Origin of the sequence: Paenibacillus sp. RU5M (genome assembly GCF_900221055.1) — a bacterium.
Classification (GTDB): domain Bacteria; phylum Bacillota; class Bacilli; order Paenibacillales; family Paenibacillaceae; genus Paenibacillus; species Paenibacillus marchantiae.
Map to the genome: position 1 here is coordinate 1 of NZ_OBQM01000019.1, position 25122 is coordinate 25122.

A 25122-nucleotide genomic window follows, 5' to 3' on the forward strand; every position below is an offset into this window, starting at 1 on the left:
GCCGTGGAGGTTATTCGTGTTGGTCGGAAAAAGTATACCACGAAAAGAGAACTCATCCAACCAGAAATGCTTGACAAACATTAGCTGGTTTTTGTGTATTTATTTTTTTCTTACCAATAGAAGCTTAGCTCTAACTCTTGCTGCTAAAATGCGACAGGTAAGGCAGCCAAGCTCTGCGAACTTAGCGCCAAATGCCACTCAATGTTTTCCCGAGGAACATTAAGTCGCAGATTAGGCATGCGTCTTAACAATGTTGTAAAGGCGATATCTCCCTCCACACGAGCAAGTGGAGCTCCCAAGCAGGAATGAATGCCATGACCAAAAGCCAGATGACGATTAATATGACGTGTCACATCCAGATCCTCTGGCTGTTCAAATTGAAGTTCATCCCGATTGGCTGATTTCAGCACGGGGATGACCATATCTCCCTTTTTGATCTGTTGCCCTGCCAGCTCTATATCCTGAGTCGCAAAACGAGGTCCAGCAATGGTTGCAGGCCCGTTAAAACGCAGCAATTCTTCAACAGCAGAAGGTACCAGACTAAGATCAGCCTTAAGCTTCTCCAATTGTTCAGGATGATCCAATAACATCATTGCACCCGTAGCAATCAGATTAGATGTCGTCTCATGGCCAGCAAAGATCAATAACGTAATCATGGATAGCAGTTCTGGTTCACTGAGTCGATCGCCCTCTTCTTCTATAGCAATCAACTGACTGATCAAATCATCCGCAGGATGTTTGCGTTTCTCAGCTACCAGTTGTGCGGTATAGTCACCGAAGGCTTTGAGGTGTTCCTCCACTCCCGGTTCACGCACTCCGAGGCCCAGACCGTGTGCAATCGCGGAGGACCAGGTCTGGATCTGCGGGCGATCTGCTTTAGGTACTCCCAGCATATCCGATATCACATGAATCGGTAAGGGAAAGGCGTAGTCCTTGACCAAATCCATCTCGCCCTGGGCTTGAACCTGATCCAGTAATTCATCAGCGATCTGCTGCACACGTGGACGAAGACTTTCCATATATTTGGGGGTAAAGGCTTTGGAGACCAGTCGGCGTAATCTCCGATGATCAGGATCATCTACAGAGAGCATTGATTTTCCGGTAAAGAACGTTGGAGGAGCATCTGGATCTACGTTTTCCACATAGGCTTTCAGGATATTCTCATTGCCGTCGATAGAGAGTGGGTCTACTGTGAAGTGGGCATGATCTTTGAGTACCTGTGACGCTTCTTCCATTCGTGTGACCAACCACTGCCCGCGATCTGTACCACCCATTGGTAAGGATACTGGAATAACAGGACCTGTTTCACGCAATTGCTTGATCAGTGAAAATGGATTTTCACCACTATCCCCACTAAACAGGCTCAGTGCTGCTTTTTGTGAAACATTAAGATCTAACTCACTCATCATAACCATCCCTTCGCTTCGACCATTTTATTGGTTTACATTAATGAATTTATCCAATCATCTACAGTCATCACATCAGCTTGTTTGGGGAATACGCTCTCTACGAGAACTCGATGAACTTCAGGGTCCCTATCCAGACAAGCATCAGAAAGTACAGTCAGCGCGTAATCCTTATCCGCCGCCTCACACAAGGTAGACAGCACTACTCCACTTGTTGCGATACCGCTAAGAATAAGTGTATTAATGCCATGGGATTGAAGAAGGGTCTCCAGGTTGCTTCCCGAGAATCCACTGACGCGGAACTTGTCCACAATTAGCTCTCCTGGGAGCGGCTGTACCGATTCGTGAATGTCCATTGCCACTTTCATCGCCGGATTGGCTGCGTTCTCTCCACCACGGCTCGACTTTTTTCCAAACAACTTGTTACGCTCACTGATTGGAGGGGAATCCTCGCGATGACCAACCTTCACAAAAATTACGGGTACGTTATGTCTACGAGCTGTTTCTACTGCTTTCTGAAACGGGAACAGTGCATCCTCGTGCTTCGCATATTGCGACACGATGATGTTCTGCATATCCATGACCAGAAGTGCAGCGTGGTTATGATGACTCTCCATGGGTTGCACATCCCTCTCATTTTGATTAAGATTAAGGGGAGAACTCTCCGCTTAACCTCTTCTTGATATTAAACGGAGGGTTCTCCCCTTGTCAAATTTTGAACGTTGAAGGATAGGAAGTGACGATAATGGATAGAACCAATACAACCTCTCGCTCGGAACGACGGGATGCCGCCGAGAATCGCCAACGTATCTTGGATGTGGCTAGCAAATTATTCGAGCTGCACGGCGTCGAGCGGGTCAGCATGAATCAGATCGCTTCCGAAGCGCAGATTGGAGCGGGTACCTTATACCGCCGATACCGCAATAAAAGTGAGTTATGTATGGACTTGATCAAAGATAACGCAGCGCTGTTCTTCGATGATGTGGAGATATATGTGCAGGAGAACGCACAGCATCCACCATCTGAGCGATTGCGGGGTCTGCTGACGTTGTTTATCCAGTTTAGAGAGAAAAATGCGGAGCTGCTCTCGGGCATCGAGAATGCAGTATATCAAGGATCAGAGTCCAGAACCTCAAGTCCTCTTTATGACCAATTGCATCAACAGCTATTTGGATTATTTGAAGAGATGGCAACAGAGAGCGATGAATCGCAGGCCATCAGCTTGTTCAAAACGGACATGCTTCTGACTGCCATGAGTAATGATTCGTATCTGTTTCAAAAAAACGTACGCGGCAACTCTCCCGACCGCATAGTGGAGCAGCTCTGTTTGACGTTTCTTTAAGGTATATGGGTATATAAAAATGCAAAAAAGCCTAATTCATCGTCGGCAATCTGCCGCTTGAACCAGGCTTTTTGAGCATGAGGTGTGAATTTATAATGTTTTGATATACCATGCATCACAAGCAAAATGCTCCGTTGCATTTAACGGTTCTTCTAAAAGAATAAAACCGTTCTTGATATAGAACTTGTTGGCTGCAACCATATTGTTAAGCGTCTCAAGATAACATTGTTCATAGTGTTCATTGGCAAAATCAAGGGAAATCCGAAGCAATTCATAGGAGATTCCGGTACCTCGTGCTTCTTTTAAGGCATACATCTTCTGCAATTCACAAATATGTGAAAATCCCTCCACGGGTCCGATACCGCAGCCAGCTACAACGGTTGAGTTATGCTCAACCACCCAATACCTGGAGCCCTCGCGTTGATAAAGATGATAAAAATCGCCCAGATTCGGATCAGCCCACGCCGTTCCTGACTTATTGGCCCCGAATTCGATCAAACAACTACGAATCAGAGACTCTACTTCTTGATTATCTTTTTCTTCAATCTCTCTAATGAACATGCAGTAAGCCTCCGCATCATGAAATAATTGCTGCTCTTAACTGCACAAATTATACTACAATTCTGATTTAACACACTACCATTCAACTACAATGAAACGGAATCACTCGTTTTGGCAGGCAACGTCTGTTTGATTTTCAACAACCGTCTTACGTAGATCATGAAAAGCAGAAAAGAAACCAGGACCGACAAGGCACTAACCATAAACAATATGTGATAGCTCATGTATTCAGAGACCAGACCCAAGACCATCGCACCCAGTCCGATACCGAGATCAGTCGCCGTTGAAAAGAAAGCATTGGCTGCCCCTTTCCGATCCTCGGGGGCAAGGCGGAGCGTAATGGCCTGAAGAGCTGGCTGAGCGGAACCAAAGCCGATCCCGTACAGAACTGCTGAAGCGAGCACGCCAAGCAAACTGGTTGCAAAGCTAAGCACGATCAAAGCAATGATCGTAATGATAAGCGCCGGGAGAATGACTGCTGTCTCTCCTTTCTTATCGGATAGCTTTCCCGCAATGGGCCGGGATAGTGCAAGTGTCGCGGCATAGACCAGAAAGAATGTGCCAGAATTGACTTTGATCTGCTCCGCAAACAAGGGTACAAATGTAGTAATTCCACCATATGCAATGAAAAGAAAAAAGATTGGCGCCATCACAGGCAGGACTGATTTTTCGAAGATTTGGATTTTCTTTCTGTCCGTATGTGGTTGAAATGGCATTTTGGCTCCCAGCGTCAAAAGCAGGGCCACGACGGACAAACCAACAGCAAAGAGAAACATCGTCTGATATGATGTGCCTTGCATAATCCCCAGACCAATCAGGGGGCCAACCGCCATTGCCAGCGTCATGGAGGTGCTAAACCACCCCATACCTTCCCCGCGCCGAGCCGATGGAATCATGTCAGTCACAGCTGTCATCATGGAAGTTGTGGATACAGCCCAGCTCATTCCATGCACGATACGAAGTCCAATCAGCATGATAATTCCACCAACCCAGTTGTACATGTACATCGCCAATATAAATAAAATCAACCCTCCGATCATAAACGGACGTCTGCCGAATCGATCCAGTAGTCCACCGACAAAAGGACGAAGGATGACGGAAGATAACATTAAAGCTCCCATGGCCAAGCCCACCTGTTTTTCATTGCCACCCATCTCTTTAATGAAGAGCGGCAGTGTGGGATACAGCATATAAAATGCAGTAAATAAAAACAGCAAACCCAGCGTCATCAGAATAAATGACTTTGTCCATAAACGTTGCATCATTCATCCCCCACTCTAGTTATGAAATCTATGTTTTGACCTGTTTTTGTATAAAAACAAATATTGATATATTAATGAACATCTGTTAATAATTATAGACAGAATAAGAAAGCTTACCATTGTTAATTGAACGCGTTTCGTTAATTAGTGAACATTAAACATAAATTTGTTTATTATCTTTAGAAAGTTTGGTGAGAATCACATGACCAAAGTGGATCGAAGAATTCGAAAATCACAAGAAGCCATCAAAGCAGCAGTGATTGAATTGATGTCAGAAAAAAATTTCGATGATATTACCCTACAGGATATCTCGGATAGAGCGGACGTTAGCAGAGGCACCATTTATCTGCACTACGTCGATAAGTATGATCTGTTGGACAAGCTCATTGACGGGCATATCAAAGAATTAAGTGAAATTTGTCATTCGGTTGCAGACCTGGAATGGAAAGAATCCATCGTTCCCTGGTTTACCTATCTGGAAAAGAATTACTTGTTCTTCTCGACGATGATAGCCAGTAAGGGAGCGGTACAATTTCGCAACCGCCTGGTTGAGTTTCTTAATGAGGATTTCAAGGAGGAAGTACACTTATCTCAGGCCAGTAAATCCGGATTAAGTGAGGATATCATTCTCCAATATGTGGTCATGTCTTATGTAGGGGTCGTTGAGTGGTGGATCAAGAACGAAATGCCCCATCCACCCGAAGTCATGTCTGCGCAATTAGGAGAATTAATCAAAATGAATTTGGGATAACGTGCAATGTGCACGTAACCAAAACAGCGGTAGTCTCAGGATACGAAGTTAACATCCTGGGACTACCGCTATTACTTTTCGAAAAAAGCTGATTTTTCTGCAATTGGCGCCGACCACCTGCTGTCTAAATTGTTATTGCATGTGGTCTAATTAAGATATGGATTCCAAAAGACTCTTGGACAGAGTTTTGACAACCAAATCGTACGAATGGTCAATCATAACAAAGATATCCTGCTCCGACAAGGAACCATCTAGAACAATGGTATTCCAATGTTTTTTGTTCATATGATACCCCGGTTGAACGGCTTCATGCTGCTCTCTCAGGTTTTCCGCAATGATCGGATCACATTTTAAGTTCAAGCGAACGTTATCCACCTTGTCCTCAAAAATAAGCGCAAACATTTTCCCTGCAATTTTCATAGCAACAGGATCGGCTCCGAAGGGATAATCCTTCGTTGCACCTTTTTTCTTCAAACAGTACTCTATAATCTTATTCTTCAATTCAGTATCTCTCCTTTGCGCAGAAGACAACAACTTTCCCTACCCAATCTAATGATACCGAATGTACGTTTGCATGTAAATATCAAGCATTTCATTTCAACTATTCTTCCTGTATCACAGGCATCATCTTCTCAGACAGCTTCCTTGATGCTACGCAACTTATATGGACATACAACAAAAAAACCGACTCCATGGAATAATTCATGAAATCGGTTTTTCATCATTCGAATTATGCATTCGATACTCTAGCTGTCTTCACTTTCTGTACTTCGTACATATTTACCGTAGTGCTAATCAGATACTCGGGTTTCTCCTGTCCTCTTTTCTCCTTATGACCTTTAATATGCACGTCGCTTTTCTCCCAATTCTTCCAGTCTTCTTCCGATTCCCAACGAATCAGCACCATCACTTCTTCGTGTTCTTTACTTTTTTTATTAACCATTACACTGAAATCAATCAGTCCCGGCATTTCCTCTACAGGGCTAGGGGCACTGAAACGTTCCACCAGTTTATGACTATGGCCCTTTTCGACTACCATAACGCGAGTTTGAATGAACATGAATTACGCCTCCTGATTTCCTCAAGTCACTGCTTGGATACAATGGTCTTGGGATATTTTTTAAGTTCCTCTCTATTATTTTATTCTTATTGAAAATGATTATCAATATCGTATCGATTTTGTGTTCATAAAAAAACCTCCTCCACGAAATGGAGAAGGCATTTGCTCGTTATTTTAGAGAGCTTTATTCACTTTGCTGCTCTTTGGTTTACTGTGACTTGTACTATTGTGGTTTGGTTTACCGCTATTTGGCTTACTACCGTTTGGCTTACTGTGATTAGCTTTACCGCTCTTCTTAAACCACTCGGATTTAGGTTTGCGAGCCGGATTCGCTTTTGACTTCGCAGGTTTATCGGCAGCAGATTTATGAGATGCAGACTTCGATGTTTGATTCGATTTTACAAAAGCAGGCACACTTGTCATCGGATAAGGATGATTTTTTACTTCAGGGATGGTCTTCTTGATTACTTTCTCAATATCCTTCAGGAACGGAAGTTCTTCCTTTTCACAAAAGGAAATCGCCATTCCGCTATGCCCTGCTCTACCTGTACGGCCAATTCGGTGGACATACGTTTCCGGAATATTAGGAAGGTTGAAGTTGATTACATGTGACAGCTCTTCAACATCAATGCCCCTTGCCGCTATATCCGTCGCCACCAGTACTCGTGTAACTCCACTTTTGAAATTATTCAAGGCTCTTTGACGCTCATTTTGAGATTTGTTGCCATGAATGGCCTGCGCCGTAATATTCACTTTGGACAAATCGCGAGTTACACGGTCAGCTCCGCGCTTTGTACGAGTGAATACCAATGCCGAAACAATAGATTTATCCTGCAAGATATGATTCAACAGATTCTGTTTCTTACCATTTTCCAATAAATACACAGACTGTTCAATTCGATCCACTGTGGAGGAGACGGGTGTAATTTCTACTTTTACCGGATCAACGAGCAGTGTTTTTACCATTTTTGTGATTTCAGGAGGCATTGTAGCTGAGAAGAATAACGTCTGTTTCTTGCTCGGCATCTTCGCAATGATTCGTTTCACATCATGAATGAAGCCCATATCCAACATGCGGTCTGCTTCATCAAGAACCAGTATTTGCACATGTTTCAGATCAATACGCTTTTGATTGACCAAGTCAATCAGTCTACCGGGCGTTGCAATAATAATATCTGCACCTTGATTGAGCGCACGCTCCTGGACTTTCTGTGAAACGCCACCAACGATTGCGGCACAACGAATATCGGTAAAACGGCTATATGCCTTAATATTATCTGAAATCTGAATCGCAAGTTCTCTTGTTGGTGTTAAAATCAATGAGCGAATATGGCGTGCGGCTTTGGGGCCGTTCGAATTTTCGCTTAATAACTGAATGATAGGCACAGAAAATGCTGCCGTCTTGCCTGTACCTGTTTGCGCACAGCCAAGCAAATCTCTGCCTGCCAATACGGCCGGAATCGCCTGTTCCTGTATAGGTGTAGGGGCAGTATAGTTTGCTTTGCTTAAGCCTTCCAAAATTGCGGGTATAATATTCAAGTCTTTAAATGTCATTAGGTCTCCTTAATTTACGCAACAAATATTCATTTGACGTATATCTCATTTCAAAACGTAACACATAAGGATAACATTAAAAAGCACTTCTGTATATCATATTTTGAAAATTCAGCCCTGGATGCCATTTTGGTTGAACAACAATTAGCTCTGAACAAACGATGAAACATCAATCTATTAACTTACCAGTTTCAACCCTACTGCTGATCCAAGCACCATGGCAATAAACAGAATTCTTAACGCATTTCGAGATTCTCCATAAAATATCATGCCGAGAATAGCTCCCCCGGAAGCTCCGATTCCCGTCCATACGGCGTATGCCGTTCCCATCGGAAGAGTCTTCATCGCAAGCGATAGGAAGAGAAAACTTAGTCCAAAACCCGCAACCAATAGTATGATTGACATCAGGTTACGATCTTTGTGCAATTTATTTATCATCAGAACTCCAATCATTTCAAAGACACCTGCCAAAATAAGAAATACCCAGTTCATGATTCATGTACCTCCTTTGTTTTTCCTTTGCTGAGCATTTTAAGACCGATTACGCCCAATAAAAGAACCCCAATGAGCAGCATTTTCCCAGATTGAATCGCCGCATCAAACAATATAATCTCTGCCAGTACAGTCCCTGCTGTACCCAATCCAACGAATACCGCATATACAGTCCCTACATCAAGTGAGCGGGATGCTGCAATCATCAAGGTGAAGCTGACAATAATGGCGATCAGTGTAGCTCCCCACTCCAGAAAACCACTGGCATGTTTCAATCCAATGACCCAACCGACTTCAAATAAAGCTGCAATAACGACGGACAACCAGGTTTTGTTCATTTCTACACACTCCTTATCAAATTTTGCTACGTGTATTATTAGTTACATGAAGCCAAAATAAAAAAGCCCGGGAAACAAACTGCATTAAGCAGTTCATCTCCCAGGCTTTTGTCCCTCCGTGACACAACCAATAGGCTGTGAGTTTTCTCTCGGACCAGACCGACATAACTGTCGCGGAACCCTAGAAAACATTTGAATATTTTGATGTGACTCCAATTATACACAATTCTTTTTGATTGGCAACCCTTTGGCACATTGTAATTTAAGTAGGATAACCTTTTTCCGTTACTGGGCTAGAGGGAACTTACATGCCATATATTTTGTGTGGTACGTAGTATTCCTCCAAGCTTGCAATCTCCTGCGCATCTAGCTTCACGGACAAGGCTGTTACGGAATCCTCCAGATGATGTTCTTTTGTTGCACCAACAATTGGTGCGGTGACACCTTCTTTTTGCAATACCCATGCCAGTGCAACGGTTGCTCTGGAAACACCTCGTTTGTTCGCAATATCAGCGACAGTCTCCACTATTTTACGATCGGCATCAACCATTCCCGCAGCAAGTCGGTCTCCTGCTTCGTCGTTCGATGAACGGGCTGTTTTCTCATCCCAATCCCGAGTAAGACGCCCTTTGGCAAGAGGACTCCATGGAATTACACCCACTCCCTCTTCACGACAGAGAGGCAGCATTTCCCGCTCTTCTTCCCGATACATCAGATTCAATAGATTCTGCATGGAGACAAATGGGGTCCAGCCGTTGCGTTCCGCCGTATGCTGAGCCTTCATAAACTGCCAGGCGTACATTGAAGAAGCTCCTATATAACGGACTTTCCCCGCCTTAACAACATCATGAAGGGCCTCCATCGTTTCTTCTATTGGAGTACTGCTGTCCCATCGATGGATCTGATACAGATCCACATAATCGGTGCCTAGGCGCTTCAAGCTGTTATCAATCTCATTCATAATGGCTTTTCTCGACAAACCTGCACCATTTGGCCCCGGCTTCATGCGGAAGTAAACCTTTGTTGCAATAACAACCTCATCACGACGAGCAAAATCCTTCAACGCACGACCCACGATTTCTTCGCTTGTACCATCCGAATAGACGTTGGCTGTATCAAAGAAGTTAATACCCAAGTCCAGCGCTTTTTGTATAAAAGGACGACTCTCTTCCTCATTCAACGACCATGGAGCGATTCCGCGTTCAGGGACTCCATAGCTCATGCAACCAAGACATAATCTCGAAACGTCCAGTCCGGTACGACCCAATTTTACATATTCCATGTTAAAACACTCCTTTATGAAGTTAATTTTATCCAATAACTGAGATACAATTCTTTGAAAATCGGATTTTCTTCCCATTTGATCTGGGACTCCAATCTCTCGATTACAATTTGCTGATCTGCTCAGGGCGGCTATTCATCCCGCTCTGTTTGCCACCTTGAATGTCAAATCCGAACTTTGTCGCTATGACAACCTGATCACGTACAGGGGAAAGTGCTTCGCCGACGAGTTCTTCATTGATATATGGACCATAGACCTCGGCGGTATCAAAGAAAGTTACACCGCGTTCAACAGCTTCCCGTATGACCGCGATCATCTCCGTTTTGTCCGAAGCCGGACCATACCCGTAGCTCATTCCCATACAACCAAGCCCAATTGCCGATACTTCTAACCCGTTATTTCCCAGTGTTCGTTTTTGCATCATATAACTTCCTTTCTTCATTCAAATGATGTGAATGTGAACTAATGTACATGAATTTATTATCTCCATTTAGGAGTACACTGAATTAATGGGGTTTACTCACACCAAGACTGCGTCGTATTTCCAGTTCTGGTGACTCTGCCAGCTTAACCACCAGAACGGCCACGCTTTTGCAGGATACTTCGCTTCCTTTGAAAGGCTCGCCTTTCTGGGTTATTTCATAATCAATCTCGTTTGATCTGGTAAACCACGCTGGCCGTAAGATTGTATAATCTAGATCTGAAGCTTCAACAATGGAAGCTGCTTTACGATAAGGGTCCAATATACTGCTGTACTTCTGTCCAGGCACTTCATCGTAGATCCCCATAGAACTGATAAAAATCAGTCGTTTCACTCCTGCAGATTTCATCGTTTCCACGATGGTTCTGGCGTACTGTTCCAGATCACCTGCAAGATTGACATAGACAACGTCCACGCCATTCATGGCGTCTTTCAATTTGACTTGATCCATCACGTCACCGTCGATCACACGCGCACGATTCGAATCGATATTTCCAAGCCTGCTGGATTTCCGCAAATAGAGTGTTAGCCTGACATCGGTTTCCTTGAGAAACAAGTCTATCGCTTCGCGGGCGATTTGACCGTTGGCACCCAAAACTAATACATGACTCATTCCCATACCTCCTTTTGTTCAGGATAAATTTTCTGTTTTCGTAGAAGTACTACAGGTTTGCTGGCTGATTGCCTTTTTGCGTCCCCTTGCTTGATTCTGCGAGCCTAATATTATTATGCCGAACTGAAGGAGCGAAGCGGTATATCATTTGTCTTAATTGATTGCCTGATCCTCTCAGGCCCACTTTTGTCTAAGGTCGTTAAGTCTTATAATGAAGCAAGAACAACTTGCAAGGAGGATATGTATGTCCGATAACGCAGTGCAGCAGAAACAGGAACTCACCGAACTAATCAAGCGCCATTCCATTCATAACAGCTCTAAGGAAACGGTAATCCCTTCCCTGTATGTCTATCAGCATTCCAGCATAAGTGAACCTGCTTACAGGGTTTACAAGCCTTCCTTTTGTGTGATCGTTCAAGGCTTGAAAGAAATCTTGCTGGCACAGGAAAGATTCGAATACGGACCTTCCAATTATCTGATTGCTTCTATGAACCTGCCAGTGATTGGTCAGATTATAAAAGCATCCACTGATATGCCTTACCTGAGTCTGAAGCTTGAGTTTACACAGAACCAGATTCTTGAAGTACTGAATGAATGTAATATTAAGGTCACGTCTAAAGAAAACGCCAGACGCGCCCTATTTGTTGGACAGATGGAGCCCTCCATTCAAGATGCTGTACTTCGATTGGTTCGGCTGCTGGATACACCAGGAGAAATCCCGTTCCTTGCCCCACTCTATACGCGGGAGATCCTGTACCGGCTTTTGCAGGGACCTTATGGAGCTGAACTGGCCCAGATTGCCGTGGAAGGCAGCAGCAGCTACCGGATTCGGGAAGCCATTGAGCATATTGTTCGACATTGGGAGCAACCTTTTCGAATCGAAGATCTTGCGGAGACAGCCAATATGAGTGTGTCCTCGTTCCATCGACATTTCAAAGAAATTACCGCCATGAGCCCACTTCAGTTTCAGAAGCAGCTGAGGCTTCAGGAAGCACGTCGACTCCTTATGGCTGAGTCAGCTGATGCTGCGGATGTAGCATTCCGGGTTGGTTACGAGAGTGCGTCGCAATTCAGCCGGGAGTACTCCCGCATGTTCGGCGCGCCGCCGAGAGCAGATATCAAACGTTTGAAGGAAAAATATGATCATGTTATGAGTGAATAAGTACACCGGCTGAGAAGTTGAAATGTTAGAGAAATGGATAGCCAATACGCTATCCATTTTTTAATTTAAAGAGTGACTATCTTATTCTATTCCCATCCTTATATTTACAACTTGTGATTCATGGAACTATAATCCATACTAAACCAAGTTACATACAATGTTTTATAAAGGAGAGGTATCGGATGGCTAATGTTCAGACTTTCAAAGCTACTGCACACCTACAAGATGGGGTTAAAGTAATCACCAAAGCAAGACAATTCGAACTGATCATCGATGAGCCAACAAACCTCGGTGGTACGGATACAGGAATGAATCCTGTAGAAGCTCTACTTGCCTCCCTTGGCGCATGTCAATCCATTGTGGCCCGGGTCTATGCATCCAAATTCGATGTTGTACTTGATGATTTCAGAGTTGAAGTTGAAGGTGAACTGGATCTTGATGGATTTTTTAACCGATCTGATGTACGCCCCGGTTATTCCGATATCCGATACACGTTTTATATCAAAACCAGCTCATCTGAAGAAAAAGTTGAATCATTTGTACAATTTCTAGAAAGTAAATGTCCTGTGGGTGATACGATTTCCAATCCGGTGAATACCAAGCTCAATCGCGTCATTATCGAAAATGGGATATCGTTGTAACAAAACGAATGAACCAGATACAAAAAGATACAAGCAATACAAAAACATACAAACAATACAGAAAGGCTGCTTCCCAGCAAGTTAAACTTGCTGGTGAGCAGCCTTTTTTAAAATCTTGGATTTATTTTGTTAATTATTTTGTGAATTGTTTTGTGAATTGTTTTGTGAATTGAATAGTTCTTTCGATGAGTGCAGCAGCTTCTGCGCGAGTTGTATTCCCTTTCGGTTTCAATGTTCCGTCTGGATAACCGTTAACGAGCCCATTGGTAATGGCCGCAGCAAGTGTTGAACGTGCCCAACCGGATATTTCAGCGCCATCGGAGAAGCTGATATTAGTATCTGAATCCGCGATCTGCGCTGCACGAACGACCATTGTCGCCATTTGCTCGCGAGTCACCAATTCGTCTGGACCAAATGTGTTATCACTATATCCATTCACAATGCCCAGACCTGCCGCAGTGGAAATTGCGTCTTGCGCCCAATGCGTCGTAGTATCCGCAAATCCTTTGTCAGCAAAGCCTTGCAGATGTAAAGCCTTAATGATAAGAGTAACAAATTCGGCTCTGGTAATTTTTTTATCCGGTCTGAAACTGTTATCCGGATAACCCTGGATCACACCGAGTTCAACCAAATCCATAATACTGCCGGAAGCCCAATGTCCTACGAGATCCGTGAAATTCTTGGTTCCTTCCGGAGCTTGCGTTACGGTCTTATCGGATACCAGAACAGCAAACTTGGTAAAATGATTAATGGTTCCTGATACCGTTCCATTCATTTGATCCACTTTCATATTATCGAGTGAAACCCACTTTTGGGCCTGCTCGTTGAACCAATACAATCCCACTATTGATTTGTCAAAGTCCACCTTGTTCTTGTCGAATGGCAAGGTGACAGTTACCGGTTTGCTGAAATTCCCGCTCTTGCTTGCAGTAATCTCATAGACATCTCCGAGCAGTTTCAATGTGGAATCGGTAAACAGATTCAACGTTTGGCTTACTTTATTTACGGAAATGACGATGCTGCTCTCCATCGCTCCGGCTGGCACATTGATTTTGACTCCGCCCAAGCTCAACGATCCACCATTCACACTAATCGTTCCACTGTTGGCATTGGTACCCGTTTGATCACCATTCGTTCCTCCACTTGGAGTTGAAGGAGTCGAAGACGTTGGTGGAACTGAGGTGGAATCTCCGGCTCTGACGACAGTTATACTGTAAGTCTTGCTTGATCCATTACGTGCTTGCACCGTAATTGGAATTACATTTTTTCCAACAGACAACCCGAAAGATTGATTTATTCCGTTTGCATAGGGTTCACCTTTAGCAGACAAAGTAGCTTGGCTATCCGTAGCCTTCGCCGTAATACTGATGGAGTCTGTTGCTTGTTCAACATTCAGAGTATACGCCGTGATTGCAGGATTGAATGCTGGAGTCAAAGCGCCTTGATCAACAGATAAATCATCCAATGTGGAAACGTCAATCAGCTTCCCGGTTCGCATATCTTCCTTCACAAGCGCAAAATCAGCTGCGACCTGGTGGGAGTAATCCTCCGCTGCATTAAGAATAAAGTTCTGCAAATTATCCCAGATGGGTACGATATTTGTTACAAAACGTTCCTCAAAACGGTAGTTCAACTCATCGGATACCTTGTCCAAGCGCGAGCTTGCATAAGCGTAAGCCTTGGCTGCATCGACCAAATACTGCTCCAGCTCTTGCTTGTTCTTAAACGGCTTATCCGTGTAATCCCCTTTAAAAGGTGAGACTTCCTTGATCAGATACGAGCGATTCATTGCTTCGAGTACACCCAGATAAGAATCGGGATCAACTGAAGTTTTAAGATAAGCATCTTTCGATAAATTGGCGTCCCGGGTCTGCTCTTTCACGTCGAGCAGAATATCATCCGTATTGGCCTCACTTGCTCCTTCGATTAACACATTGTAGCGTTCAACCCCAATGCTGCCAATTCCCTGATGAATACGGCGTACAATATCCTTTATCTTAAAATAGGCATCGAATTCACCATCGCTCAGATTGAGGAAATTGCTTCTGACTTGCAATTTGTATGCTTCCCAAGCGTCTTGCAGGGAAGATTTCTCCGCATCTGTAGCGGCTTCAAACTTATCGGAGTTGCCGGCAATGTTTAATTTTCCATCAAGTGCCCGCTTCCCGAGCAACTTTTGCAATGCTTCCTCATAAGACACTTTGGAGACTTTGTCCATGACCTCTTTCGTATATGGAGTTACATTGCTTTTGGTCAACTTAGTGTTTTTGGGGCTTATCTCGCTATTAATCTTTATCAGAGTATCCTTATAGGTATCTAGAAAAGTACGAGATACGTCCCGGAAATCGGCGTCCTGCAGATTGGTAATCGCAGAGCTGTCTTTTTCGTATTTGACTACATAAATACTTGTAACAAAGCGAATCAGATCATCATAAAAGCTGCCGATGCCGGAAGAATCCACATCGTTCAAGCTGAACACCATTTGATTAGTACTGTCGTTAAAAGTTCCCACATTCTGAATATGGGCATCGCCTTGCGTGTACGTAAGGATTTCCTTCTCATTCCAGCCTGGAATGACCGAATTCGGTGAAGGAATAAGACCCGCTGCCAGATCAGCCTTGAATAAGGAATGTGTACCACGCAGGAAGGTATATTCATTCGCTCCCATGGCGTCACTTCCATATTTATATTCTTTGGTGGCAGGGTCATTAAAACCTGTATTGTCCGCTATGATGCTGTTTTCAACGACATGTTTGCGATTCTCATCAGCAAGAAGTGGTTGACTGTACCGAAGCAGGGGGACGCTGATCACTTCCGAAGCCAGGCAGTCCGGATCCTGCACAGCCTCAGCCATTAACGTCACATTCAACATGACGGAGTTCATGACAGCAGAAGTGGATGTACCCGAAATGGATAGCGTAATTGTACGATCACTGCTTCGGCCCTCAGCCTGAATACTCCAGTCTCCCTCAGGAAGGCCCGTCACACTGTAAGCATTCGAGTCCAATACCCCATCCACGGGAACGCCGGCGCTAAGATTGAGTTGGATCGTGGTATTTAAGTCCTTCGCGCTGTTCATACGAATGTTGGACGATGAGGAGTCCAATGTTGCTACAATCTTATTGGATGGTGTGAATTGAGCCAAAGTTACGGTGTTGCTTCCTTGATACACCGTTAAGGATGAGGTTGGTCTGTGTACTTGATCCCACGCACCAGGATGAATCTCAAATGTCAGAAGGCTGTCTGAAACCACATTCCCGGTATCGTCTCCAGTTATGGTCACTTCGATCTGATCTCCGTTCGCATTGGCTTCAGCAGTGAATCCTGCCGGGAGGCCGAGCACACTGAAGTCGTCGGATGACCATGGTCCCTGCTTAACCAAGCCTCCAAATGCATTCAACACAATCTTGTTATGTACAGGATCTACGCTCGAAGCCGATTGCATTTCTAACCTTTGATTACTTTCCAGAATGACATAGGCGGAAGTTGTGCTTGAATTGCGAGCCTTCGCGTCTTTGACCTTCTCGAAGTCATTTCCGTTATTCCGAGTGTCCCAGTTGTTTCCGTGATTCGGGAACGCAGCTTCTTTAGTGGATTTCTCCGGGTTCAGCGGATCGAACACCAATCGTTGCATGGTGTTTTGTTTGCCCGCTTCTGGAGCCGGACTTCCCCAATAAGCATCCGCATTATATCCAACAAAATCAATCACATGTTCCTGTAAAGAATCAGACATCGGATCGCTGGTCGTCAACAATTGTGTCATATTCAACAAGACCAGCTTTCCACTTTTGTTATCTAGTTTAAATGAAGCATCGCTGGCATCCGGCTGTGGAAGTTGCCCTCCCACGTTGCCGTTGCTGCCAAGCGCAATCAGATAATAACCAAATGCCGGAATCTGGGCAGTCATTGTCCCTAGATGAGCTACTTTCCAGTTATTCTTTTGGTTATCAGCAAATTGTATAGACCAGTCGTTCAGCGAAACAGGTTCTGCTGTCGGATTATATAGTTCTACAAAGTCGTTGCCGTACACGTCGAGTACGTCGTCTTTTTTGCCTCCATAAAAATGGCTGATCACCACGTTTTTCGCTAAATTGCTGGTGTTAAGGTTTTCTGATGCTGCAGCATGTCCGATTCCTGCAAATGTCCAGAATGATTGGATAACCATTACTGCCACAAGGATCGTCGCTACCCAGCGTTGATTGATGTCTTTCAAGTTGTCTAACCCCTCTCCCATATAAAAGCTCAGGCTAGTATATCAACCCAATGTAAGAGGACAGTTAAACTAAAAAATCATAATATTAAAATTGTAAAATCCTTGAATATGTAAAAATCACAACAAATGTATACGATGGATGATCTTTAAATAAAAACAAATGAAAAGAGCCGCGACTGCTCGCGGCCCCTAGCTTGTTGGATGCGGGAATCTGAATTCCTGCTACCCCTTAAGAAACATTTCCATTCCATTTATACGTCATAGCGGACTTGCCTGGAATAGTGACAACGAAGCTTTGGCTGCCCCATTGGATCTTCACATTTTTCGACGAGCTGGAAGAGTTGTAGGCAACTACCACTTTGGAACCGTCCGGATTGCGGAAAGCCACATTTTTGACTTCAGATCCAGTGTTGCTGTCAATGCGGTATGCATTGGGTACTACAAATTTACTAAAGTGACCCAGCAAATAATATTGTTTGTGATATGTGACATTATTCTCAGGTGCGTCATTACGGTTGTCCGAGTTGCGGATTGTAATCATGCCTTTGTTCGTGTTGTTCGGTGAAAGCAATGCTGGACCGTCTTTTTGATCCAGGGCAGCATTCCAGAGAATGATCGATTTGGACCAGTTTCTCGTAATATTAATGAACTCATTCATCATATTATCGAAACCAGATGAGGTACCATTCTGCGGATCATTCCAGTTGCCGAAACCACCCTCCGTGAACCAAACTTCCTTGTCCGGGTGACTGTTATGCATGGAGGTCATTGTTGATCCGTCCCCACTGTCATAATGGTGGAATGCGCTCCCGGATACGTAGCTGCCTTTGCCTGCGTTCTTCAGATTCGTAATGACCTGGTTCGGGAAGGTCCAGTTCAGAAAGTTATGGTCGAATGCAATAATCTTGGTGTTGATTCCGGCATTGCGGAGTGTTGGTCCAAGATAATCGCCGATAAAGCCCGTCTGATCCTCTACATTCATACCCATGGAAGGATAATGGGATGGCTCGTACATTGGCTCGTTTTGCAACGTAACAGCATAGATGGGTACCCCTTCAGCCTGGTAGGCTTCAATGTACTTTTTGAAATAATTCGCATATGTTCCGTAGTGTTCTGCTTTCAGTTTGCCGCCGTTCAGATTGTTGGAATATTTCATCCAGGCAGGCGCACTCCATGGGGAACCCATTACTTTGATATTGGGATTCTTGGCGATTGCCGCTTTGACCATGGGCAGTATGTAAGCCTTGTCCCGGTCGATCGTGAATTGGCTGAGTGAAGTATCATTTGCCGTATCGGCATAGGTATAGGCGGCCCAAGCAAAATCGGAGCTGCCGATCGGCTGTCTCAATAAGCTAAGTCCAATGCCTGTGTTGCCAAACAGCCTCTCCATGACTTCCGCGCGCTTATTGTTATCCAGCTTGTAGTTCATGAGCCATGCGGACGCATCCGTTAATGACACTCCAAAACCATCCATCTGCTGATACGTCTGGTTTTCGTTGACCGTAATGGTAACATCCGCATTGCCTGAGTTGCTGCTGAAGTTTTTTGATGCAATCTTGGTGAGTCTCGCATCTGTTCTAAGCCCCACTGCCGGTTCAGAATTAGGGTCTGAAGTTGAAATCCATACCTCCACCTGTTCACCCGCTGCATGCGCAGTCTTGGGCATATATGAACTATATGAACCCGCCGTTACCAGAAAAGTGGACAGCAACACTAACGCACTCTTTTTCCATATCTTCATAAACATATCTCCTTTGATTTATGATAATTTGGACTGCCGAATATCAAATACTACAAAATGAAATCGATTTCATTTAAAAAATCATAAAGTCCTTTTTTCAGTTATTGCATGTCGTAGTACTTTCACCTCCTTTTTGAAGGGTATCGGAGAAAGATGTAGATCAAAATCTTGTAAGCGTTAACAAAGATATTTATACACTTTATTGGAAAAAATTTCAACACTAAATTTTATTTTTTTATATAAAATTGTAGAAAATCCTGAAATGGACTGGATTCCACGCTCATTCTGCTCCTCATTTCCCCCTGATTGCCATCATATAATACAAAAATGACGTCCTCTGGAGGTATCCCTGGAATGAGCCATGTACTGAGCGCAATTGATGAGGAAATAAATCGGATCATGACTTCCTTGCTTCAACAGCAGCAACAAGATGGTTCCTGGCATTTCTGTTTTGAGAACGGTACGGTAATTGATGCTTATGTCATCATTCTCTTTCGGATATTGGAAGTCCCGAATGAAGCGCTGATCCGGGAGTTGCATGATCGTATCCTTAACGAACAGCAACAGGATGGATGCTGGAAATTGTACGCCGATGAAGAGGATGGAAATTTATCCGCATCGGTTGAAGCGTACTACGCCCTGCTATACTCCGGGTACAGCCAGAGTACGGACGAGCCAATCCAGCGGGCCAAACAGTATATTCAGTCCAAAGGAGGTATTGGAAAAGTTAGCAGCATTTTGACCAAAGCCATTCTTGCCGCTACCGGACAAATGAAATGGCCTTTATCCATCTCTATGATCCCCCTGGAAATACTGATGTTCCCTACCTATTTTCCCATCAACTATTTTGAATTTTCCGGTTATTCCAGAGTTCACCTCACTCCCATGCTCATTATGGCCGACTTGTGCTTCGCCCTTACACCACCCCATGCGCCCGATCTATCTGATCTGACCGACTCACGAAATGTTGGAGATGAGCTAACGACTCCGGGATATCAGGAAATGCAGGACGACATTCTAAGCGGAAGCAGCCGACTGATCGGTAACCCTCGCCACATCCACGACACTGCACGAAAAAAGGCAGAACAGTTAATAATAGAGCGGATTGAGTCTGATGGCTCATTGTACAGCTACGCCAGCAGTACAATTCTCATGATCTTTGCCCTATTGGCCCTAAAATACGATAAGCAGCATCCCCTGATTACGAAAGCCATAACCGGACTCACGGCAATGCAGTGCCGTTCTTCAGGAGGTCAAACAACAATTCAAAACTCCCCCTCTACCATATGGGATACGGCCTTAATCACCTACGCATTGCAGGAGGCTTCTCTTACCGATGACCATAAGGCTATTCAACTCGCGGCCTCCTATTTGCTCTCCCGTCAGCAAGATAAAAGAGCCGACTGGAGCATCCATAATCCGAATACCGTCCCTGGAGGATGGGGATTTTCGGAGTCGAATACAATCAATCCAGACGTGGATGATACAACAGCAGCTTTACGGGCTATTCGAAGCTTGTCCACTACTCTTCCAACGTTTCAGGAATCCTGGAATCGTGGGCTGAATTGGGTCCTGTCCATGCAAAATAAAGACGGCGGCTGGCCGGCATTCGAAAAAAATACGAACAAGGAGATGCTCACCTGGCTCGCCATCGATGGTGCCAAATCTGCGGCTACAGACCCTTCAGAGGCTGACCTAACGGGACGTACCTTGGAGTACCTCGGAAACTTTGCCGGGCTTGATACCAGGCTTGAATGGATCAAACGTGGAACAAAATGGCTCATTCGAAACCAGGAGAAGGATGGCTCATGGTACGGAAGATGGGGCGTATGTTATATCTACGGTACCTGGGCTGCATTAACCGGTCTTACGGCAGTTGGACTACCAGCAAGCCATGTTACATTGCAAAAAGGAGCGCAGTGGCTCTTAAGCATCCAGAACTCCGACGGTGGCTGGGGAGAATCCTGTCAAAGTGACCGACTCTTGCACTATGTGCCATTAGGGGAAAGTACTCCTTCCCAGACCGCTTGGGCACTTGACGCGCTCATTGCAGTCCAACCCAAGCCTACACCTGAGATGAATCAAGGCGTTCTAAGGCTTATTGCATCAATGCACGAGAACGATTGGAGAACCTCATATCCCACAGGCGCAGGTCTTCCCGGGAACTTTTATTCCCATTATCACAGCTATACATATATTTGGCCTCTTCTCACGTTAAGTCACTACAGAAGCAAATATGGGGTATCTTAAAAATTTACTTTGCGCGGCTATTTTTTCAATATTTCAAATCCGGATCAATCAATGTTCACCTTACTTCATCAAAGTAACCTAAAAAACAGGGAACTCATAGAGCTCCCTGTTTTTGTTTGAAATAATTTATTGAATGATCAAATTAAAGCCATTTTGAATCTGATTCACATTAGGGTTGGCAATGTTGCTTGTTGTCAGATTATTGAATGTGGCAGAACCATTACCGGTATAAGTGTATATTGCTGCACCTTTATGTGGGGTTGTGAACCTAGATGTCTCAATTCCGTCCAGACCGGTACCATTAATGTTGATGTTATTAAACACAATATTCTGGAAACCGCCGCCGTATCCGAATTGAACAGCACTGCGCTGCGTATTGAGGATGTCAATATTGGTAAACGTAACGTTCTTGATGGAATCATTGGAAGCTTCAAGATCAATAGCTCCGCGTTCACCATTGTACAGATCTTTACTCGTGCCGCTGTTAATAATCGTTGTATCGGAGAACAGAATACCTGTGTTATCTTGGAAATGGTATCCAGGGAAAACAGTGTTCATCCGGATCGCCGAACCGCCAACCGTGTCAACAATCAGGTTGTTGGTTGCCTTATGTCCACTGCCACCAAAAAATGCAATGCCTGCTGCGCGCCAGTTATTCTCAATCGTGTTGAACGAGAATGTATTGTTCACACCAGCAGGAGCACCATTCACGTTGCTGGTCCATACGGCCAGACCATCATCACCATTGTTACGGACACTGCTGTTGCGTACAGTCGAATTGCTCGTGCCTTGGGCAAAGTTGACACCGTCAGCAAGGTTGTTCCGAATACGACTGTTCTCGATCACTAGGCCATCGGCAATGATTGCAGGTGTGTGGGCGTAATCCCCTACCCAGAAACCACATTCAAAGTGTTCAACCCATACGTTGCTAACCTTTGAATTTTTACCGAAATTGTCCATAAAACCTTTGTAAACTGCATTCTCGTTATAGCGCGAACGCAGCATGGAATTCATATAAATATTGCTGAAATCCAGCTTACCCTGCACACGGAAAGAAATCCCGCCTGAGGCTGCATTAGGGTTGGTAAATTGAATGTTCGTATGCCAGATACCTGCACCTACAATGGTGAGGTTGTTAATCATATTCGTCGGCGTACCAATTTTCCACATATTGCCCAGATGGAACGTGCCCTCAGGGATATATAGAGTCTTGCCTGTAGATACCGCGGATTGGACCGCCGCTTCGAATGCGGCAAGGTCATCTTTTCCATCATTTGCAATCGCACCAAAATCGGTTACAGAGACAGAGTTAGCCGGGCGCGGGATCACCGCCTGAACGGGTTCGATTTCGAGGAAATCCACACCGTATTCCAGGTTATCTCCATTGTTTTTCTGAATACGAATGGTATCTCCAGCTTTTAGAGGTGTATCCAGTTTCCAGTGCACTTCATCAAAACGGAACAACGGACGTCCTGCACTTGGCGTATCCCCCGGATGATCACTGGAGAAGTACTGCCAATTGTAGTAGGAGGTCAAAGGAACCGTTTTGGCCTTGGTCCCGTTAACATAAACGTCAAGTGCGCCGTTAAGACCCATGCCATCTGTGGAATCCGGCATTGTGAATCGCATAGTTACACCTGCGCCTCCCTCCCCTTGTCTAACCGTCCATTGTGCATAGGAACCGTTGGAAGGAAGAGCGATATAGCGCTGCCCAGATGCTTCCGAAGCCGTCAGAGCCTGATCAAAGTTCGGTGCGGATTTCAGTGTGGCACTGCCACCCCGCGTAGCATCATCCGTATCATACCGGGTATAAGGCATGCTTGCACCACGGGCTGAATATACGTTCAAACCTGTTGTAACGACGTTATTCGTTTGTTTGACCGGAGCTTCATTGTTATCCACTGCTACGGTAGTTGTCACATTGTAGTTACCGGTTGCAGCAGTCCAGGTACCCACATTGATATTGACCGAAGCTCCAGGTGCCAATGTACCGGTATAGGAACCACTATACGTCTGAAGTGTTGCTCCGGCAGCGTTCTTGAGAACCACTGTAACTCCGTGTGCACAACCTGCGGAGGCCATGTTGCCTTGATTTTTCAGATTAACTGTAAATGTTACTGTGCTGTTTGCTGTAGGGGTTCCTGGACTCCAAGAGACCGTGCCTACCAGATCAGAACTTGTAATCGGTGCAACCACCAAAGAAGAAGCGTGTGTGTAATTATTGTTTCCCTCATTCTCTTCAATGATCTGGTTATTCTCATCCACTTTGGCACTGAGCGTATATGATGCAGCTGCTTTATTGCCAGCATTAAGCGAGACCGTAGTCGAAGCCCCTGCTTGCAAAGCAGCTACTGATGAGGAACCTGCTAGCTCGTTGTTCAGATAGAAGTTGACGTTAGAAGCTGGAGAAGCAGCGGAACCAATGTTTTTGACGATGGCATTTAGGGTGATGGCATTGTTCTCCACTGGAGAAGATGGAGACCAGGACATGCCTGTAATCGTCAGATCAGGATTAGGTGCAGGTGTGCCGAATACCTGAAATTCGGCAATTTGCCCGGCAGGAGCGCCCAAGTTCGTCGTAATGTTCAGTTGCAGACGTTTAACCGTGGCTGTAACGGGAATGGTCACCGTGTTACCGGAAGCCGGGTTGAATGTATATGATTGGGCGGAAACCAGATTGCTGAAGGTGGTTGTATCCTGGTTATGTCCAAGCACTTGAATGGTCTGTGTTCGGGTGCTCCAGACCGGATCCGGGTTTAGTTTAAGTACAATGGATGTAATCTTATGATTGGAGCCGAGATCCAACGTCAGTGAGCTTGGATTGCTGCCCCCTTCCCAGTACGAATTGATATTGTTATCGTTTGCATTCGCAGCTACGAAGGATAAGGTACTGGACGATGCAGTAATCGACTTACCGATGGCGATGTTGCTTCCCTCTGTAGGGATGATTGGGGGATCCACAGGATCGGGGCCAGGTAGCGTTGGTCCCTCACTGGCTGGACCGTAAATTTCAAATGTCGACAGTTGAGCTGCCGGCCACTCGGAATTGCCCGTTACGCTTAAGCGAACGTACCTTGTCTCGACAGCAGGAAAATCGATGGTAACCGAGTTCTCCCCAACGGTTGGATTAAATACATAATCCGCAGAACCTACGATATCTGTGAACGATGAACCGTTCGTGCTGCCTTGCACGGTTATCGTTTGGGTTCTCTTTTCCCACACTGTCGGAATCTTCAATACGATTTGGTCAATGTTGGTGTTGGTGCCAAGATCCACTTGAATCCATTGGGGGAACGCGCTATTCGTACTTTCCCAATAGGTTGCTTGGTTACTGTCAATCACATTGGTCGGGCTGTATGTTTGGTTGTACCCGCTCGCGGTAACCTGTTTGCCCTGTGCCAGGTCCGGTCTTTCGGCTGCTGATACAGGAGATGGAAATCCGACAGTCAGGAATACGTTCGAGATCAGCATCGTTAATACGAGTGACCACATAATGTACTTGTTGCGCAAATTCAATTCCTCCTCAGGTTATTAGCAAAATGGTTTTTCAATGAAAATGGACGGTTGATCTGCCTTATTTTTTCGCTGCGCCGATCATCACCCCCTTATCAAAGTACATGACAAAAAAATAGCAAAGGCATTCAAAAAGGATTGTGAAACCATAATATTGGGTCGCTACTTACCTTGAGGAGTTTCTTGGATAAACTGATTTGCTTTTCTGCTTGGATTTGTCATCTATGGAATAGATTAAGTATAAACCGCTTCCAATTCTCCTTATCGGACCCCTAGAGACGGTATTCGGACTTCTGATGTTCCATTTTGGATGTTAACGAGCAGCCTTAAGGCTTGCGAGCAGAAAATACATCGTTATCCAGACTTTCCTGTGTGCATTTCGGACTTTTGAACCAAAAGAGGGAAATATTTATAATTTTTCAAACAAAGAATTTATACTATTCCTTTCGTGTTCATTCTG

Annotated in this window: 19 protein-coding genes, 1 pseudogene and 1 riboswitch; of the genes and pseudogenes, 5 read left to right on the top strand and 15 right to left on the bottom strand. The window is 44.8% G+C overall.

Annotated elements, in window-relative coordinates:
* Positions 1-143: 143 nt before the first annotated feature.
* Both CRO25_RS30510 and CRO25_RS30515 read right to left on the bottom strand, forming a co-directional pair.
* Positions 144-1406, bottom strand: a complete 1263-nt coding sequence (locus CRO25_RS30510; protein ID WP_079697577.1) for a cytochrome P450 — start codon at positions 1404-1406, stop codon at positions 144-146.
* A gap of 35 nt (positions 1407-1441) precedes the next feature.
* The gene (locus CRO25_RS30515; protein ID WP_079697578.1) at positions 1442-2023 is read right to left on the bottom strand and encodes a cysteine hydrolase family protein; all 582 of its coding nucleotides are present in this window, start codon (positions 2021-2023) and stop codon (positions 1442-1444) included.
* 128 nt (positions 2024-2151) lie between these two features.
* On the opposite strand from CRO25_RS30515, the gene CRO25_RS30520 reads away from it, so the two are divergent.
* On the top strand, positions 2152-2748 hold the full coding sequence (locus CRO25_RS30520; protein ID WP_079697579.1) for a TetR/AcrR family transcriptional regulator: 597 nt from the start codon (positions 2152-2154) through the stop codon (positions 2746-2748).
* Between the two features lie 90 nt (positions 2749-2838).
* On the opposite strand, the gene CRO25_RS30525 is transcribed toward CRO25_RS30520, so the two are convergent.
* Both CRO25_RS30525 and CRO25_RS30530 read right to left on the bottom strand, forming a co-directional pair.
* Positions 2839-3309 (bottom strand): GNAT family N-acetyltransferase, encoded by a 471-nt coding sequence (locus tag CRO25_RS30525; RefSeq protein ID WP_079697580.1) that lies wholly within the window; start codon positions 3307-3309, stop codon positions 2839-2841.
* Between the two features lie 86 nt (positions 3310-3395).
* Positions 3396-4571 carry an MFS transporter gene (locus CRO25_RS30530; protein ID WP_079697581.1) on the bottom strand — a complete coding sequence of 392 codons (1176 nt, stop codon included), beginning with the start codon at positions 4569-4571 and terminating at the stop codon, positions 3396-3398.
* A 202-nt stretch (positions 4572-4773) separates the two neighbouring features.
* On the opposite strand from CRO25_RS30530, the gene CRO25_RS30535 reads away from it, so the two are divergent.
* Positions 4774-5322: a TetR/AcrR family transcriptional regulator gene (locus CRO25_RS30535; protein WP_079697582.1), complete on the top strand. Its 549-nt coding sequence runs from the start codon at positions 4774-4776 to the stop codon at positions 5320-5322.
* 150 nt (positions 5323-5472) lie between these two features.
* Here the strand turns inward: CRO25_RS30535 and CRO25_RS30540 are convergent, their stop codons facing one another.
* The 8 genes and pseudogenes from CRO25_RS30540 to CRO25_RS30575 all read right to left on the bottom strand — a co-directional run bounded on the left by CRO25_RS30540 (position 5473) and on the right by CRO25_RS30575 (position 11142).
* Positions 5473-5823, bottom strand: coding sequence for an MmcQ/YjbR family DNA-binding protein (locus CRO25_RS30540; protein WP_079697583.1), 351 nt, complete (start codon positions 5821-5823; stop codon positions 5473-5475).
* A gap of 229 nt (positions 5824-6052) precedes the next feature.
* Complete coding sequence (locus CRO25_RS30545) at positions 6053-6382, bottom strand: antibiotic biosynthesis monooxygenase (RefSeq protein ID WP_063565129.1); 330 nt, start codon at positions 6380-6382, stop codon at positions 6053-6055.
* A 174-nt stretch (positions 6383-6556) separates the two neighbouring features.
* Positions 6557-7936 carry a DEAD/DEAH box helicase gene (locus tag CRO25_RS30550; protein ID WP_079697584.1) on the bottom strand — a complete coding sequence of 460 codons (1380 nt, stop codon included), beginning with the start codon at positions 7934-7936 and terminating at the stop codon, positions 6557-6559.
* 177 nt (positions 7937-8113) lie between these two features.
* Positions 8114-8428, bottom strand: coding sequence for a multidrug efflux SMR transporter (locus tag CRO25_RS30555; protein ID WP_079697585.1), 315 nt, complete (start codon positions 8426-8428; stop codon positions 8114-8116).
* Positions 8425-8766: a multidrug efflux SMR transporter gene (locus tag CRO25_RS30560; protein ID WP_063565132.1), complete on the bottom strand. Its 342-nt coding sequence runs from the start codon at positions 8764-8766 to the stop codon at positions 8425-8427. Before CRO25_RS30560 ends, CRO25_RS30555 begins: the two co-directional genes overlap by 4 nt.
* Before the next feature lie 95 nt (positions 8767-8861).
* Positions 8862-8962, bottom strand: a riboswitch (guanidine-I (ykkC/yxkD leader).
* 108 nt (positions 8963-9070) lie between these two features.
* Positions 9071-10048, bottom strand: a complete 978-nt coding sequence (locus tag CRO25_RS30565) for an aldo/keto reductase (RefSeq protein ID WP_079697586.1) — start codon at positions 10046-10048, stop codon at positions 9071-9073.
* 106 nt (positions 10049-10154) lie between these two features.
* Positions 10155-10472: pseudogene (locus CRO25_RS30570) on the bottom strand (aldo/keto reductase); the annotation flags it as partial.
* 82 nt (positions 10473-10554) lie between these two features.
* Positions 10555-11142 carry an NAD(P)H-binding protein gene (locus CRO25_RS30575; RefSeq protein ID WP_079697587.1) on the bottom strand — a complete coding sequence of 196 codons (588 nt, stop codon included), beginning with the start codon at positions 11140-11142 and terminating at the stop codon, positions 10555-10557.
* Between the two features lie 244 nt (positions 11143-11386).
* Between CRO25_RS30575 and CRO25_RS30580 the strand changes: the two genes are divergently transcribed.
* Together CRO25_RS30580 and CRO25_RS30585 are read left to right on the top strand one after the other, a co-directional pair.
* The gene (locus CRO25_RS30580) at positions 11387-12304 is read left to right on the top strand and encodes an AraC family transcriptional regulator (protein WP_063565135.1); all 918 of its coding nucleotides are present in this window, start codon (positions 11387-11389) and stop codon (positions 12302-12304) included.
* Between the two features lie 182 nt (positions 12305-12486).
* Positions 12487-12945, top strand: a complete 459-nt coding sequence (locus CRO25_RS30585; RefSeq protein WP_063565136.1) for an OsmC family protein — start codon at positions 12487-12489, stop codon at positions 12943-12945.
* A 133-nt stretch (positions 12946-13078) separates the two neighbouring features.
* Here the strand turns inward: CRO25_RS30585 and CRO25_RS30590 are convergent, their stop codons facing one another.
* Together CRO25_RS30590 and CRO25_RS30595 are read right to left on the bottom strand one after the other, a co-directional pair.
* Positions 13079-17158, bottom strand: a complete 4080-nt coding sequence (locus CRO25_RS30590; RefSeq protein WP_179132313.1) for an S-layer homology domain-containing protein — start codon at positions 17156-17158, stop codon at positions 13079-13081.
* Between the two features lie 229 nt (positions 17159-17387).
* Complete coding sequence (locus CRO25_RS30595) at positions 17388-18899, bottom strand: glycoside hydrolase family 30 beta sandwich domain-containing protein (protein ID WP_079697589.1); 1512 nt, start codon at positions 18897-18899, stop codon at positions 17388-17390.
* Between the two features lie 354 nt (positions 18900-19253).
* On the opposite strand from CRO25_RS30595, the gene shc reads away from it, so the two are divergent.
* On the top strand, positions 19254-21149 hold the full coding sequence (gene shc, locus CRO25_RS30600) for a squalene--hopene cyclase (RefSeq protein WP_079697590.1): 1896 nt from the start codon (positions 19254-19256) through the stop codon (positions 21147-21149).
* Between the two features lie 126 nt (positions 21150-21275).
* Here shc and CRO25_RS30605 read toward each other — a convergent pair whose 3' ends face one another.
* Entirely contained in the window at positions 21276-24659 is a 3384-nt protein-coding gene (locus CRO25_RS30605) for a discoidin domain-containing protein (protein WP_079697591.1), read from the bottom strand.
* Positions 24660-25122: the final 463 nt, after the last annotated feature.